This is a genomic window from Metabacillus sp. GQ13 (assembly GCF_059758525.1).
Window position 1 is genome coordinate 197,811 of sequence record NZ_JCAXET010000011.1, and the last position, 13,632, is coordinate 211,442.

The window sequence follows — 13,632 nt, forward strand, 5'->3', positions numbered from 1 at the left end:
ATTGTGTCTTAAAATTCATTATAAAGGAGAAATACAATGAATAAAACACTTTTGATTAACGCACATCCAAAAGTAAATGATACTTCTTCATTTAGCTTGCAGGTTTTTAACCACTTTTTGAAAGCTTATAAAGAATTAATTCCTGATAGCGAAGCAATTGAACAGATTAACCTGTACAGTGATGTAGTGCCTATGATAGATAAAACAGTTTTAAGCGCTTGGGAAAAACAAAGAAAAGGACAAGAGCTAACTAACCAAGAACAAAAAGTAACAGATCGTATGTCCGAGATTTTAAAACAATTTAAAAGTGCAGATACGTATGTCATCGTTTTACCGTTGCATAATTTTAATATTCCATCAAAATTAAAAGATTATATGGATAATATCTTAATCGCACGTGAAACTTTTAAATATACTGAAAATGGGTCAGTGGGATTGCTTAAAGACGGACGAAGAATGCTTATCATACAGGCAAGTGGGTCAATCTATACAAATAATGATTGGTATGCAGAAGTTGATTACTCCCAAAAATACTTGAAGTCAATGTTCAATTTCATTGGTATTGAAGATTATCAAGTCATTCGGGCGCAGGGAACTGCTTTACTGGAACCAAATGAAGTATTACAAAAAGCATATAAAGAAGCTGAGGAAGCTGCTTCGAGGTTGGTTACTAAGAAAAAAACACTAATGTCATGAAAATTATAGTTGCCAGTGCAACCGGTTGGCGCACTGGCTCAAGCTATCATTAAACTCAAAGTTCAGAGTGAGTGAAAACTCCTGTATTTTTAAATTAATCATGATTTTAACAAAAAGGGGAATTGGGTATAACATGGTAAAAGTTCTATACATTACTGCTAATCCAAAATCAGTTGAAAATTCCGTTGGTCATAAAGTAGGACAGGCTTTTCTTAAAGCTTATTGCCAATCTCATGCAAATGATGAGATTAAGGAAATAAATTTATATGAAGAGGAGTTTCCAATAGTTGATCGTGATATCCTTAACGGCTGGGACAGAATGCGTGGAGAGGGAATTACATTTTCAGAGTTGAGTCAAGTAGAACAGCAAAAAATCAACGCTTTAAATAAATTTACAGACATGGTAGCGAGCGCTGACAAATATGTATTTGTATCTCCTATGTGGAACTGGGGAACTCCACCACAATTAAAAGCATTTATTGATTCCTTTGTAGTAGTAGGAAAAACATTTCATTACACTGAGAATGGTCCTGTTGGACATTTGAAAGATAAAAAAGCTATTCATATTCAAGTAAGTGGCGGAATTTACTCGCAAGAACCTTTTGCGAAAATGGATCATAGTCATCCGTATTTAAAACAAGTGCTTAATATCATAGGTATACATGATGTGGAAGTATTATATGTCGAAGGACATGCCTTTGACCGAGAGAGAGCAGATGATATTATTCGCAAAGCTATATCAGATGCAGAAATGTGTGCTACGGCTTTTTAATAACTATGTTTGTTTGACTCACTCTTAGTTAGATGGGAGAGAAATTATAATGGCTAATGTTAGAAAAACTGAAACTAAAGATATTAATCAATTAACTGAACTAATGTATGAGTATATCGTTGACTTTTACCAAAGACCAGAACCACCAATGGAAAAAGTTCATCAACTTTTTTATACACTACTTAAGCAAAAGGAAGGAACTCAATTTGTTGTAGAACAAAATGAAAAGTTAGTTGGTTTTGCTACATTATACTTCACATACGATACACTATTTGCACAAAAAGTAGCGATATTAAATGATTTATATGTTACAGAAGAAGCAAGGGGTACAGATGTTGCTAATGAGCTTTTCCAAGCATGTAATAATTTTGCTAACGAAAATGACTATGCTTATATGTCATGGTTGACTGCACATGATAATAAACGTGCCCAACGTTTTTACGAAAAGATGGGTGCTACTTCTGAACGATGGATTCATTACTCAATACAAATGAATAAAATGACCTCCTCGCTAGTTAAATAAGGAACATTATATTATTTTTATGTGAGGTTTACATTACAGGTATTATCGGCAATCATTTAAAACATTTCTAAAAAAACAAGTCCTTCCCTGTTAGAGAAAGACTTGTTTTTCTAGTTATAATTTATTTATAGTTAAAAGTTCTATTGCTGCAGGAACAAAACGAAATGTTGTATCTGCAGTCTTAACTATTGTGTTTTCGTTACTTAAAACCTTTAATAATTCATCTAAATAAGGGTATCTATCATTTTTAAATCCTATATTCCTTAGCGTATAGGATATCGGCTATTTTTAATTTGAAGTTGTCTTAGCGTACAAAATTCGCGTTTTTTGATTTGTACCCCCTTATTATACTAAACTGCCCCGTTAGCCCTCCATGCAGCACAAAATCGGCGCTGCACCACAGAGAATGAAAATGGATTATACAGTCCATACTGTTTTAATGGCTGGCGAGGAAGGTCGATACACTATGGTGCCATAGAGCCCGACCGTTAGTCTGACTCCAGCGACCAAGGTGCAAAACGGAAATATCCATCCATTAAATACAGCAGAAATTCACATTAATAAGATTGTCGATACCATTTTTATGGACAAAACTCATTGACCTTATTTAACTATAGGGAGCTTGAGTTGAACAACGGAGGTAGCTGTGGCACCTCTTTTTCTTATTCCAAATTTAGTTTGTGAAGTATTGTACTTAAACTCCCTCAGTTAGATTCATATATCTCTTAAATACTCGCTTATTCGCAGGATTTCAAACCACTAGTAAGAACAATGACGGATAAGTGGAATGAGTATTGAGCATAAAGGCTACATGAAGGCATGCGGGAATAGAGGAGTAAGTGGCAACTCCATCTTTTACCATATAATGCACGATTCTCCACTCCGCCCCTGGAGGCTTTCCCTCCCATGTCTCAACAGGTCTAATGCCCTTTCATTCCTTCGTCATGCCTATCCAAGGGGTGGAGGCCGGTTTTGCTAACGGAATGGGTCTGTGCCCTTGTGTTTAAGTATTCCAGTACTCCGTGCTTTCTTTGAAATCCTACGAATAAGCCAACATTCAATAAGGCAACATTTACTATTTCACATGTTCAGTTATACGGTAATTCACTTATGCTGCTAAAGGTGCCGAAGGGTTTACTTTTTCTGCCCAATAGGGTTCATTACTTCGGGCAATTCCAACTATTATTCTTGCAAACTTACCAATCAGTTTCATGATAGATTTCATTTTTTTCATCCTTTTTACTTTGACATTGTGGGCATGAATCTCTCTGAACTCAGGGTTGTTCATCACAAGGCACATTGTTGCTAGGTATAAAAATCTCCTTAAACGAGACCTTCCTCTCTTGTGGCAAGATCGAATTCTTCAAGTAATTGTTTTAGGTGAAATTTATAGGCATCATGTGCTTTATCATTACCAACAGAATTCTTAGCTAGTTTAACAAGTGCTTCGGCTTTTTTCATACCAGGTTGACGCTTCATCCTCTTTCTCCACCCTGTAACGATATCCATAGCTTCCATCGAGCGTAATTCTTTTGGTGTAGGGAATAAACGAAGAGTAGCGATCGCACCTTTACATGTAACGTCTTTAAAAACTTGTCTCAGCTCCGGAAAAATAATATCAACCCAACGGTGGATTTGGTTCGCAGTACTGACATGTCGTTTAACAATGGTATCTCGGTTAGACATTAGTACTCTCAGCTTTTCAAAAGCCTCTGTAGTTGGACGTATAAAGGAATAGTATCCATTCTTCACCATATCAGCGATAACTAAAGCGTCTTTTTTGTCACTTTTGGATTGCGTATTATCTCTGTTTTCTTTATTCTTTTTAACAAGATGGGGATTAACTGATACCACATCAATATTTCGATCGTAAAGCCACTGGGACAGATTTAACCAATAATGGCCTGTAGGTTCCATACCAACGATTTCTGTATCAAGGAATTTCGTGATTTTTAATTGTTGAATCCATTCTAGTAACCTCGCAAATCCATCTTCGTTATTTTCAAAAGGTAGAGGATCTCCGATTACAATACCACGATAATTTACAGCTCGTGCCACATGTGTTTGTTGGGCAATGTCTACACCAACAACCAAATGTTTATCGGAAATTCTTTCAATTAGTTGATTTTGTTTGTCTTGCATTTTAAACTTCATATAAGAGCTCCTCCTTAGAATTTGAGTAATAGAGTGGTGTCTATACTCTTATCTTACTGAGGGGCTCTATTTTTTCAAACCTTAATCATAACGTTCTACAGGAATGCTAACGGGTGCATTACTTCAAGAAGGAGTAGTGCATTTTCTTATTGAACTAAAGAAGCAGTTTAGTGAGAGAAGAAGGTATTGAACATTTATTGCCAGAATTATTATATAAAACGATACAATAGGAGAAATGTACAATGACACTTCATATTAGTAAAGAATTAAATAATAAGGATAAACAACATATTGACGATGAACTTTACAGGTTTAATTTAAAGCACTTTCCAAAAGATTTGGGAGGTAGATATGAAGAAATCTGTCTATTTCTTAAGGATGATAACGGCACTGTTCGTGGTGGAATCCTTAGTGAGATATGTTGGAATTGGTTGGAGATTCATACCTTTATGTTAGATGAGGACATAAGAAAATCAGGGTATGGAACTAAATTATTATCAGAGCTTGAAAAAATCGCTTTGGAAAAAGAATGTGATTTCATAAAAGTAGATACTTTGAGTTTTCAAGCATTAGATTTCTATAAAAAGAATGGTTATCAAGTTTTCGGAAGTATAGATAATGTGGGTAGAGAATTTAAGCATTATTACTTGAAAAAGGATTTAAAGAATATTTAATTATGCCTTGAAAATAAGTTTCTCTTTTTTTCACTAACGGGTGCAAGAGTTGAAGTATAATATGGGTTGCTACGGTAGCCTTTTTCTTTATCGTTCTTTAACAAAAGTGGAAGTTTAGTTGAACAAGTAACCAAACAGTTTGGTCATACTGAGAAATAAATAGATTTCCCCCAAAAAACTGGTTTCTCTTTTTATGCTAAAATAAACTACAAGTATGAATATCCTTTAGGAGGTGAGTGTTTTGTCCATCGGGATTCTTGCCCTTGTAACTATGGCGGTATGGATTGTACAAATTTATGAATTAATTAAACCTGAAGGCAAGCAAGACAATAGAAAAATGATATTATTAACTTCCTTTGGGTGCTTGTTAACAACAATTTTGACCGTCAATCTTTTTCAAAATTTCATCGCTTAAAAAGTAATCACAATTGCTCCTAATTAAGGAGCCTTTTTATATACTAAAGTTAGTTATTGAACTACTATGAAAATAAACTTCTATAACTCCGAAAAATGACAATAAAAGGACCCATCCCATTCGTTTTAAAAAATAGAGTGAATCGCATTAATGGAACTATGTCGGAGTTAAGAGTGGAAGCAATTCAACCTCCTAGTTAGAAAGGAGGTGAATGCTTATGACAACTTTTCAAGCAATTCGCTTGATGATAAGCTTTGCAATGTTGATAATTGCCCATTCTACCATTCACTATTTAGTTTGCTTTCCTCTTTACAAGAGGGTTTATGTTGTGCTAATCAGGTTCTAAGATATAAACTTAGTTTACTCATTATTAGAAGAATGTATTATTGAAAATGAAAAAATTGTTGATTTAAGGTATAGATGGTAATCATGGTGCTTTTTATATGGATTCTAAAATTGATGAGAATTTATTCAAACAGTTTGGTATTTTAGCAAGTAAAAAATCAAAGATAGTTACTAAGGTCGCCATTTTCATACGCCCTCAATTTGTCCAATTAGAGAACGTGGTTTATACAACTGAAAAAACCAGTCACGATAGATCGTAACGGTCATTCTAGTAAGTTGGTAATAATTAACTATTCACTTCTAAATATAATCTTGATTTATTTAATCCTAAGCTTTCAAACACTTTTCCAAGCTTTTCTTCACCTTGAATGAAAGTCTTATTTATTGCATCAAGAGATGGTTCGTTCTTTTTCAATTCCTCTGCTTTCGCTTCGTATGAGTTATTTATATCCTTTAATGCTGCATCTAAATCTGCTTTATAATTTTTTAGTTCTTCTGAAATTTGAATATTTTTTAGTTCTACTGTAGTAGCAAGTGCTGCTTTGCTTGCTTTTATTTTCATTTCAGAAGTAGGCGTATCTTCAGACAATTCATAAGCATTTAAATCAGCATCTTTATCATTAATCGTTTTTACTAGTGTCATATAGAACTTCACCATTTCTCTTTTAGCATCTTTTGTGGTATCAGTTGCTTTCTCTGCTGTTTCCTCCTGATCTGTCGTTTCTCCACCACTTTCATCAGAACATGCTGTTAAACCAATTGTTAATGTTAATGCAGATACTAAAAACCATAACTTTTTCATTGTTAGTCCCCCAAAATTCTATTTATTTCCATCAAGTATTATAGTTGAAAATTCTAAATATGTAAATTATGTAAAAAAGATTCATTAATAGATATAGGTTTTTCATATATGTCTATAAACGATAATAGCAATATCGATTATCGGGTTGATCGATAAAAGTTTACGATCATGATCATAAGAAGGATATCTAAGTCATACCAACGAATAAATAATAAAATTGATTGATTGTCGTATGGATGATCGTTGAAATGGCAGTAGATGATCAAGCTATTAATATGTAGAGAACGTGGTTTATTTATCGTAGGAAGACCTAAAAAAAGAATGGATTAGTCGTCAATATGAAAGACTTTCTGATTGACCATCTTTTAAAACGACAGCTACATAACGTGATGTGAATGTTTTGATTCTGGTGTTATTATCCTGATGTTGTTGAAGGTCAATTAAAAAGAATGCTTGATGAAGAGTTAGAAATAGAGGATTTTTGGAAAGAAAAATAAAGCCGTATGTCGAATCTATTTTGTAACCAAAAGAGAATTTAGTTCTTCACCTAATACTTAATAAAGGATGTGGATTATATAGTGAAACCCGGTAGTAGGAGAGTATCTATGATGGTAATGAATTTTAAAAAAACAGAATATTTAATAGTAATAGCAGTATTATTAATATATACATTTATCGGATATCTCATGGATGTTGATGTGTTAAAGGTATTTAATATCCAAACAGATCAATTTAGTATTAGTATTTTTGGTGTTGTTATATGGCTATTAACGAGTATTTTTGTCCAGTTCATTGTCAGATACCTCTCAAATATAAAAACAAATAGGTGAAGTATGACTGATTGCCTTGTTTCATTAGATGTTGCTTTAGTGCAATAAGAGAATGACTAAGACCTCCCTTTTTTATACAACCACCAGGCTTCTAAAGCAAGAAACGTTGATAAATCAACGATGAATAAAATCATGTATAAAGGATAAAAAATGGAAAAAGAGCCAAACCCTTACCTATCAAGGGTTTGGCTCTTTTGCAAGCTTCTTAAAATTGGCTTTATGTTAACTAGATTTGTAGTGAGTATTCATTTGAGAGCAATCAGCAAAGTAGTTGGGTTTTTATGGTAAGATAAACAAGAAAAAGATATAAGGGGGATTAGTTGGAAAGAACTTTATATTCATTTATTACTTCTTTTTCATTGTTGTTAGTTTTGATAGATAGAGTAAGAATGACAACAGATGTAAATGGCATGGTTTCTCCTGAAGATACTTCTTACCCAGATTTTTTCTTTATGATTTTAAAATACTCAATAATTATTGCATTCATCATAGTTCTATTTGTATTTTTGTCCAAAAAATATAAAAAATAATTAAAATCATTAATTAAATTTTAAGGAGATGACAATATGGGTCCTTCTAATATAACTTATACAATGCCAATCCTTGTAGCTTGGATAGGAGTATTTTTAATTACGTTTATCATTGCAAGAATGTTTTCATTGTTAGGCAAAGTGAAATGGAGCCCATTAGCTAAAACAACATGGAAAACGGATTTTTGTATTAGTTTAGGTATTGCTACATTATTTATTTTTCTACCTAATCTATTGTAACAAAAAGGTTCTTCAATCGATGATCCTTTTTTAGTGCCTATAACATCCAATTGTGTTAACTAGATTTATACAAATATATGATCTTAAAAAATGAAGACTAAATTTCACATGAAAACAGATGGAATTTTAATAGTATGCGATGTGTAGAGTTAGTGTTAATTTGTTTATATGATTGATAATGCCTTCTTTGACTGCAGGGTGAATAACTTCCACTCCGTATGAGACGCTTTATTTCACGAGTATTATGTGTTCAACAATGTATGGGGAAGCTACAACTACTTTTGGTTTAGTAAATGTCACATTAGATTATGTTGTTCAATTAGCCTTGTCACTTGCAGCTGGAAATCCGAACTTTAATTATGGAGTTCGCACATTCTCCTCTTACACCGTTGATAATATCAATCAACGGTGTTTTTCCATAAAAAGAGTAGTTACCATTAGGTTGATGGAGAAAAATTTATTATATTATTGTCACCTTTAATAATAATGGTGTTAAATTCACATTTCCATGTATTATTGCTATGACTATTGTTATCATTAGATTTACGATATACTTTTTTTACCTTTTTGCGAAAGCTAGACACGTTCTCACCTCTTTTGTAAAGAAATAAATTACATTTTATTCTAGTTCTATACTATTCTATTAAAGACTAATCACCTTTGTTAGTTTATTTGTCTCGAAATTTAGCGTATATAGTACTAAAATGATTAACGTTCCCTATCAAACAAGTTATGATATAAAAAAAAGACTGAAGTAATAGCCACCTCAAAGGTCATTCATAAAATCTTTGCTATAGTACCTCTTAGAAAAAAACACTCACAACACGGTTAATGCCTTAAATGGTTTAAAACAAATTGGCATTGATCAAACCGTAATGTTGACTGGGGATAATGAAGGAACGGCTAAAATGATTGCCTCTGAAGCTCCTATTGACCGTCATTTTGCTGAATTAATGCCAGAGGATAAAGTTAATTCTATTAAGCAGTTACAAAAAGAAGGTTATAAAGTAGCAATGGTTGGAGACGGTATAAATGATGCACCAGCACTTGCAACGGCTGATTTGGGGATTGCAATGGGTGGTGCTGGAACAGATACAGCAATGGAAACAGCTGATATTGTTTTAATGGCTGACAATCTTGAAAAGCTGCCACATACAATTAAACTCAGTAGGAGGGCATTAAAAATAATAAAACAAAACATATGGTTTTCTTTAATTGTAAAGTTTATTGCCCTAGCTTTAATCTTCCCTGGATGGCTAACATTGTGGATAGCCGTGCTAAGTGATACGGGTGCTGCCATAATTGTCATTTTAAATGCACTACGCCTATTGAAAGTAAAAGGTTAAAAACGTAATTTATTTCCCAAGTTTAATCTAGCTTTGTTGAATCTACTGATTCTATTAATTCGATGCGATACTTTAACAAGACATCGCCCTTTTCTGGAACGATTAAGCAGATTTAGAAGATTTGTACTTAAAGCAACGGTTGCTTAAGTTGAAAAAGAAATGATCAAACTTTATTTTGCTATTTGTTTTCCTTTCATTAATTCGCATTTTCTATCAAATATATGCGTACTGTTCTTTCATATAACAATAAAATTGTTTTTAAAAAAATCCAGTATTTTATTCAACAATCGGGCCATTTAATTGAATAAGATCGTATACAAAATTGAATTAATACGTATATGGATTCATCAGTTACTTCGCTAGGCAGGTTATAAAACACATATATATTTTATACTGCTACAATTTTCTCTCAACATTTATAGTGCCTAAGACAATCACTTAGTATTAAGCAAATTTTAGCAATTCTATCCTAAGTAACAAGTTTAAGGATAAAGGGAAAATGAAGGAGAAGAAGTATCCTGATTTAGTCTGATTACCATCTAAGTCAAGATTGTCTAAAGAAGTGATAAGAAGAAAACCAGGAGATTAAATGAGTGCCATCAGTTATTGTTTGGCACTTTTTACATGTCAAAAAAGTCGCTGCTGTTTTTGTTGGATCGATTTCTCTAATGACTTCCATGTTAATTATTTCAGATCAGTGCATTTGATGAAAATTACCCATTTACTGTTGTCCAGTCGTATCCTTTACAGATTTTTTGAGGGTAAACTAAAAGAGGAACAAAATTCGGTGTCATTAAAGGTGAAATCGGCTGAATATAGAGCTAAGGCAACCTAATAAGTGAACTTTTTATTAATTGTCTATTTGTTTATTGTCTTCAAGTTCCTTTTCTGTTATCTCTGCAATTGTTTGTGTCAACAGCTGGACAAGTAGGTGATTTAGTCGAATCGGCTCTCAAACGTCATTTCGGAATAAAGGGTTCTGGAAAAATCCTACCTGGTCACGGTGGTAGATTGGATCGGGTTAGATAGTTGGATATTTCATATATTAACTAGATCTGTATAGCGTATACAAAGGAAAAAACCAGTTTTATTAGACTGGTTTTTTCTTCTTAATATAACACTTTGTTTAAATCCCGTTTTTAACACTTATATGTTCAATCATACGCTTCATTGCTTGAATTTGCCCCATATGAGCTGCTTCGTGTATTAATGTAAAACATGCAAGCTCTCCAACAGTCTTACACCCTAGGAATGGTGTATTTAAATTCTGATCTAGTTGTTCAGTAGGAATTTGCTTTAAACGAGTTAATTGATCTTTCAACTGTTCAACAAGCTGTTTCATAGCAGGTATATCCCCTATCCAATCAGCTGGTTTTGTACCGGTTCCAAACAATTCCAAATAATTCGTAGGAAGGTGAGTTGTTACATGAGGGAAACCAAACATAGTTTGTTCAGCAATTGTTAAAATGTGACCTGTATGCCAATGAATTGTGTTATTAAAACCATCTGGCTGCACTTCAGTTTGCTCCTGAGAAATGGACTCTACAATCTTGCTTAAGTATTCCCTTGTCATCTCAAATTGCTTGAATAAAAGTTGATCCATCTTTTAACCCCTCTCATTAACTAAATCAACCATATTATACCAGCAAAAAACGAAAAAAAATATAGTTGCAACTTCCTAGAAAAAGCATTGTGTTAACACTAGTTTTGAATACAGTATTCATTTGATCCTTCTGGGTATCTTCAACTAAAGGAGCAGGTTTGTTGAATAAGAAAATAAAAGTGCCTTTTTTAATAAAGGAATTAGCAATGGAGAAAAAGAACTATATAAGTTAATTAGGAGTAACCTATAAAAAAGCAAGGAGTTATATTGCTATGGAAAATAAAATACGAGAAATCGATTATAACAATTATTTTTGGCAGGATGAGGAAATCCGATTACGTGCGATACAACCTGAAGATTGGGAAGGTCATTACATAAATCGATTTGATACCCCTGGACGTCGTCTTTTAGAATGTGCTGTTGAATTACCACCTACAATTGCAGAGGCACAAAAATTCACAGAAGGATATGTTGATTTCTCTTCAACAAATGGACGGATAATGTTTACAATTGAAAATTTGAATGGAGACAATGTAGGTGGTATCAATTTAAATAGTATCGACGAGAGGAATGGCACATTTAGTATAGGGATAGTAATTGATAAAAAAATCGTGGTAAGGGCTATGGTAAAAGGGCTATGAGGATTCTCTTAAAGTATGCATTCTTGGAACGAAGGCTTAATAAATTCAATGATGCTGTTCTTGAAGGAAATGAGGGTTCTGCGAACATGATGAAGAAACTTGGCTGTGTTCAAGAAGGTGTTCGTCGAAAAGTCATATATACCAATGGACAATATTTAGATATGATTTTATTTGGATTAACAAAGGATGAATTTATTGATAAACAAAATGAAGAAGCGACTTTTAAATAATCATTAGGTTAATGAGTGCTTATCCTTATAGAAAAAGGAAAGACTTTTCATCTTCAACAAACAGGTGCGATTGTTCAATAAGAACAGTCGCTTTTTCACTAGCGTAGCTGGTAGTGAAATTAGGCTGGAAAGTTTTAAGAGAAATGGAAGTCAATAAGTGGAGGTGGAAAATTTATGAATATAACAACTGAAAGATTAAGTATACGTAATTTTAGTTACGAAGATTGGAAAGATGTTTATGAGTACACATCAAATAGTAGTGTTATGAAGTACATTCCTGAGGGTGTTTTTTCTGAAGATGATGCAAAGGAATTTGTGAATGAAAACAGTAGTGAAATCCCTAAGAATTTTCCTGTGATATTGAAGATAGATAATATACTGGTCGGTCACATTGTTTTTCATAAGGTTTTTGGCAGTCATACATATGAGATTGGTTGGGTATTCAATCCTAAATATTATAATAAAGGATATGCTTCTGAAGCTGCACTTGCCATATTGAAATATGGGTTTGAGAAAATGAATATCCATAGGATTGTAGCTACCTGTCAGCCTGAGAATATTCCATCATATAGAATTATGGAGAAGATTGGAATGAGAAGAGAAGGGTTTTTTAAGAAATGCATACCATACGGTGATGAATGGTGGGATGAGTATTACTACGCGATCCTAAAAGAAGAGTGGCCATCTTAGCTTCTTCAACGATCGGGTGCTTAGTGGGAATAAAACCATTCTTTTATGCAGTCACTAGGCACTAGCTTTGTATATGGTATTCAAATAGGGACTGTGGAACTTGTCCATAGTATAGTTTTTATTTGTATGAAACTAGGGGGAGGTTATTATTCATAGCATTTTTAGTAATAGCCTTTGCAATCATAACGGTGATTTCGTTAGATTACTTAACAGAACATTATATATTTGGTTTCATTGGTTTTATCTGTCTGTGGGTTATCTATGACTATATCAAAGTATTAGAAAAAAGAGCAGAAGTGGATAGTAAAACGAAAAAAATAGGCACCATTTGCTATTTCGTTGCGGGTGTAATTGTTTGGTGTGCCATCTTCTTATTAGGGGAATATCATTCAAATAAGAGGTGCAAAAGTTTACGAATATAAACTGGTTGCTCTGGCAACAGCTGTAATCGAGTGGAATGACGCAAAAAATCCAAATTCCTATATTTTAACAATTAGTCAATTAGCTTTTATTGTTATTTTATTATTTATAGTGGTTAATTTTTTTGGAATGGTATAAACAAAGAAAATATTCAGTATCGCTTTTTCTTAGTCATGTAACTTGGCAGGTTAGCTCAATAAGGGTAACGGTAATAAATGGATAAAATATAATATTACTGAGGTAAGGAGGGATGTTATGGAACACGAATTAAAGGAATTTATTAAAAAATGTGATACCGCAATTAAACAGGAAGATTTTGATACATTGATGAATTACTATACTGATGATGCAATCTTGGTTATAAAGCCAGGTATGATTGCACAAGGTAAAGACGAAATTAAAGCTGCATTTATTAAAATTGCAAGATATTTTAATAACAGCCTTGTCCCAACACAAGGGGAAATGATTATTTTAGAAGCCGGTGACACTGCCTTAGTTATATCCCAAACCTTACTCGAAGCTGATAAAAATGATAGTGAATATTCTATGGATAGACGAGCAACATACGTGTTTAGGAAAAATCCGCAGGGTGAGTGGATTTGTGCCATCGATAACTCCTATGGTACGGATTTAATTAACAAATAATTAATAGTAGTTTGTTAATCTTTGCACTTAAATAAAGGGTGAGTTACTTTAAAAGCACAAAAAGGATCTTCAATTC

Annotated in this window: 19 protein-coding genes and 2 pseudogenes; 18 read left to right on the forward strand and 3 right to left on the reverse strand. The window is 33.2% G+C overall.

Annotated elements, in window-relative coordinates; translation table 11 throughout:
* Positions 1 to 36 precede the first annotated feature (36 nt).
* The 3 genes from AC6CHR_RS15300 to AC6CHR_RS15310 all read left to right on the forward strand — a co-directional run bounded on the left by AC6CHR_RS15300 (position 37) and on the right by AC6CHR_RS15310 (position 1,991).
* On the forward strand, positions 37 to 696 hold the full coding sequence (locus AC6CHR_RS15300) for an FMN-dependent NADH-azoreductase (RefSeq protein WP_498249862.1): 660 nt from the start codon (positions 37 to 39) through the stop codon (positions 694 to 696).
* Between the two features lie 133 nt (positions 697 to 829).
* Positions 830 to 1,468: an FMN-dependent NADH-azoreductase gene (locus tag AC6CHR_RS15305; protein ID WP_498249863.1), complete on the forward strand. Its 639-nt coding sequence runs from the start codon at positions 830 to 832 to the stop codon at positions 1,466 to 1,468.
* 49 nt (positions 1,469 to 1,517) lie between these two features.
* On the forward strand, positions 1,518 to 1,991 hold the full coding sequence (locus AC6CHR_RS15310) for a GNAT family N-acetyltransferase (protein ID WP_498249864.1): 474 nt from the start codon (positions 1,518 to 1,520) through the stop codon (positions 1,989 to 1,991).
* Positions 1,992 to 3,099: 1,108 nt separating this feature from the next.
* Here AC6CHR_RS15310 and AC6CHR_RS15315 read toward each other — a convergent pair.
* Positions 3,100 to 4,145: pseudogene (locus AC6CHR_RS15315) on the reverse strand (IS110 family transposase).
* A gap of 242 nt (positions 4,146 to 4,387) precedes the next feature.
* Here AC6CHR_RS15315 and AC6CHR_RS15320 point away from each other — a divergent pair.
* The 3 genes from AC6CHR_RS15320 to AC6CHR_RS15330 all read left to right on the forward strand — a co-directional run bounded on the left by AC6CHR_RS15320 (position 4,388) and on the right by AC6CHR_RS15330 (position 5,580).
* Positions 4,388 to 4,819 carry a GNAT family N-acetyltransferase gene (locus AC6CHR_RS15320; protein WP_498249865.1) on the forward strand — a complete coding sequence of 144 codons (432 nt, stop codon included), beginning with the start codon at positions 4,388 to 4,390 and terminating at the stop codon, positions 4,817 to 4,819.
* A gap of 241 nt (positions 4,820 to 5,060) precedes the next feature.
* Positions 5,061 to 5,234 carry a hypothetical protein gene (locus tag AC6CHR_RS15325; protein ID WP_498249866.1) on the forward strand — a complete coding sequence of 58 codons (174 nt, stop codon included), beginning with the start codon at positions 5,061 to 5,063 and terminating at the stop codon, positions 5,232 to 5,234.
* A 217-nt stretch (positions 5,235 to 5,451) separates the two neighbouring features.
* Positions 5,452 to 5,580 carry a putative holin-like toxin gene (locus AC6CHR_RS15330; RefSeq protein WP_498249867.1) on the forward strand — a complete coding sequence of 43 codons (129 nt, stop codon included), beginning with the start codon at positions 5,452 to 5,454 and terminating at the stop codon, positions 5,578 to 5,580.
* 285 nt (positions 5,581 to 5,865) lie between these two features.
* Here the strand turns inward: AC6CHR_RS15330 and AC6CHR_RS15335 are convergent, their stop codons facing one another.
* Positions 5,866 to 6,381 (reverse strand): hypothetical protein, encoded by a 516-nt coding sequence (locus tag AC6CHR_RS15335; protein ID WP_498249868.1) that lies wholly within the window; start codon positions 6,379 to 6,381, stop codon positions 5,866 to 5,868.
* A gap of 608 nt (positions 6,382 to 6,989) precedes the next feature.
* Between AC6CHR_RS15335 and AC6CHR_RS15340 the strand changes: the two genes are divergently transcribed.
* From AC6CHR_RS15340 to AC6CHR_RS15365, 6 genes and pseudogenes are all read left to right on the forward strand, one after another.
* On the forward strand, positions 6,990 to 7,211 hold the full coding sequence (locus AC6CHR_RS15340) for a hypothetical protein (protein WP_498249869.1): 222 nt from the start codon (positions 6,990 to 6,992) through the stop codon (positions 7,209 to 7,211).
* A gap of 320 nt (positions 7,212 to 7,531) precedes the next feature.
* Entirely contained in the window at positions 7,532 to 7,741 is a 210-nt protein-coding gene (locus AC6CHR_RS15345; protein ID WP_498249870.1) for a hypothetical protein, read from the forward strand.
* 36 nt (positions 7,742 to 7,777) lie between these two features.
* Positions 7,778 to 7,981: a hypothetical protein gene (locus AC6CHR_RS15350; protein WP_498249871.1), complete on the forward strand. Its 204-nt coding sequence runs from the start codon at positions 7,778 to 7,780 to the stop codon at positions 7,979 to 7,981.
* A 244-nt stretch (positions 7,982 to 8,225) separates the two neighbouring features.
* A complete protein-coding gene (locus tag AC6CHR_RS15355) occupies positions 8,226 to 8,462 on the forward strand; it encodes a hypothetical protein (protein WP_498249872.1) in 237 nt (78 codons plus the stop codon).
* A 343-nt stretch (positions 8,463 to 8,805) separates the two neighbouring features.
* A pseudogene (locus AC6CHR_RS15360) lies at positions 8,806 to 9,327 on the forward strand (HAD-IC family P-type ATPase); the annotation flags it as partial.
* A gap of 834 nt (positions 9,328 to 10,161) precedes the next feature.
* On the forward strand, positions 10,162 to 10,356 hold the full coding sequence (locus tag AC6CHR_RS15365) for a phosphatidate cytidylyltransferase (RefSeq protein ID WP_498249885.1): 195 nt from the start codon (positions 10,162 to 10,164) through the stop codon (positions 10,354 to 10,356).
* 97 nt (positions 10,357 to 10,453) lie between these two features.
* Here the strand turns inward: AC6CHR_RS15365 and AC6CHR_RS15370 are convergent, their stop codons facing one another.
* Positions 10,454 to 10,930 (reverse strand): DinB family protein, encoded by a 477-nt coding sequence (locus tag AC6CHR_RS15370; RefSeq protein WP_498249873.1) that lies wholly within the window; start codon positions 10,928 to 10,930, stop codon positions 10,454 to 10,456.
* A 272-nt stretch (positions 10,931 to 11,202) separates the two neighbouring features.
* On the opposite strand from AC6CHR_RS15370, the gene AC6CHR_RS15375 reads away from it, so the two are divergent.
* The 6 genes from AC6CHR_RS15375 to AC6CHR_RS15400 all read left to right on the forward strand — a co-directional run bounded on the left by AC6CHR_RS15375 (position 11,203) and on the right by AC6CHR_RS15400 (position 13,556).
* Positions 11,203 to 11,571 (forward strand): GNAT family N-acetyltransferase, encoded by a 369-nt coding sequence (locus tag AC6CHR_RS15375; RefSeq protein ID WP_498249874.1) that lies wholly within the window; start codon positions 11,203 to 11,205, stop codon positions 11,569 to 11,571.
* 23 nt (positions 11,572 to 11,594) lie between these two features.
* Positions 11,595 to 11,801 carry a GNAT family N-acetyltransferase gene (locus AC6CHR_RS15380; RefSeq protein ID WP_498249875.1) on the forward strand — a complete coding sequence of 69 codons (207 nt, stop codon included), beginning with the start codon at positions 11,595 to 11,597 and terminating at the stop codon, positions 11,799 to 11,801.
* 174 nt (positions 11,802 to 11,975) lie between these two features.
* Entirely contained in the window at positions 11,976 to 12,491 is a 516-nt protein-coding gene (locus tag AC6CHR_RS15385; RefSeq protein WP_498249876.1) for a GNAT family N-acetyltransferase, read from the forward strand.
* 122 nt (positions 12,492 to 12,613) lie between these two features.
* Positions 12,614 to 12,913, forward strand: a complete 300-nt coding sequence (locus AC6CHR_RS15390; protein ID WP_498249877.1) for a hypothetical protein — start codon at positions 12,614 to 12,616, stop codon at positions 12,911 to 12,913.
* Positions 12,914 to 12,923: 10 nt separating this feature from the next.
* Positions 12,924 to 13,049 (forward strand): DUF4181 domain-containing protein, encoded by a 126-nt coding sequence (locus tag AC6CHR_RS15395; RefSeq protein ID WP_498249886.1) that lies wholly within the window; start codon positions 12,924 to 12,926, stop codon positions 13,047 to 13,049.
* A 117-nt stretch (positions 13,050 to 13,166) separates the two neighbouring features.
* Entirely contained in the window at positions 13,167 to 13,556 is a 390-nt protein-coding gene (locus AC6CHR_RS15400; protein WP_498249878.1) for a YybH family protein, read from the forward strand.
* Positions 13,557 to 13,632: the final 76 nt, after the last annotated feature.

What these genes read in the sequence shown, in the direction of transcription:
- AC6CHR_RS15300 (WP_498249862.1), top strand. Translation starts at nt 37, where the DNA reads ATGAATAAAACACTTTTGATTAACGCACATCCAAAAGTAAATGATACT.
- AC6CHR_RS15305 (WP_498249863.1), top strand. Translation starts at nt 830, where the DNA reads ATGGTAAAAGTTCTATACATTACTGCTAATCCAAAATCAGTTGAAAAT.
- AC6CHR_RS15310 (WP_498249864.1), top strand. Translation starts at nt 1,518, where the DNA reads ATGGCTAATGTTAGAAAAACTGAAACTAAAGATATTAATCAATTAACT.
- AC6CHR_RS15320 (WP_498249865.1), top strand. Translation starts at nt 4,388, where the DNA reads ATGACACTTCATATTAGTAAAGAATTAAATAATAAGGATAAACAACAT.
- AC6CHR_RS15330 (WP_498249867.1), top strand. Translation starts at nt 5,452, where the DNA reads ATGACAACTTTTCAAGCAATTCGCTTGATGATAAGCTTTGCAATGTTG.
- AC6CHR_RS15335 (WP_498249868.1), bottom strand. Translation starts at nt 6,381, where the DNA reads ATGAAAAAGTTATGGTTTTTAGTATCTGCATTAACATTAACAATTGGT.
- AC6CHR_RS15340 (WP_498249869.1), top strand. Translation starts at nt 6,990, where the DNA reads ATGGTAATGAATTTTAAAAAAACAGAATATTTAATAGTAATAGCAGTA.
- AC6CHR_RS15350 (WP_498249871.1), top strand. Translation starts at nt 7,778, where the DNA reads ATGGGTCCTTCTAATATAACTTATACAATGCCAATCCTTGTAGCTTGG.
- AC6CHR_RS15355 (WP_498249872.1), top strand. Translation starts at nt 8,226, where the DNA reads ATGTGTTCAACAATGTATGGGGAAGCTACAACTACTTTTGGTTTAGTA.
- AC6CHR_RS15370 (WP_498249873.1), bottom strand. Translation starts at nt 10,930, where the DNA reads ATGGATCAACTTTTATTCAAGCAATTTGAGATGACAAGGGAATACTTA.
- AC6CHR_RS15375 (WP_498249874.1), top strand. Translation starts at nt 11,203, where the DNA reads ATGGAAAATAAAATACGAGAAATCGATTATAACAATTATTTTTGGCAG.
- AC6CHR_RS15385 (WP_498249876.1), top strand. Translation starts at nt 11,976, where the DNA reads ATGAATATAACAACTGAAAGATTAAGTATACGTAATTTTAGTTACGAA.
- AC6CHR_RS15400 (WP_498249878.1), top strand. Translation starts at nt 13,167, where the DNA reads ATGGAACACGAATTAAAGGAATTTATTAAAAAATGTGATACCGCAATT.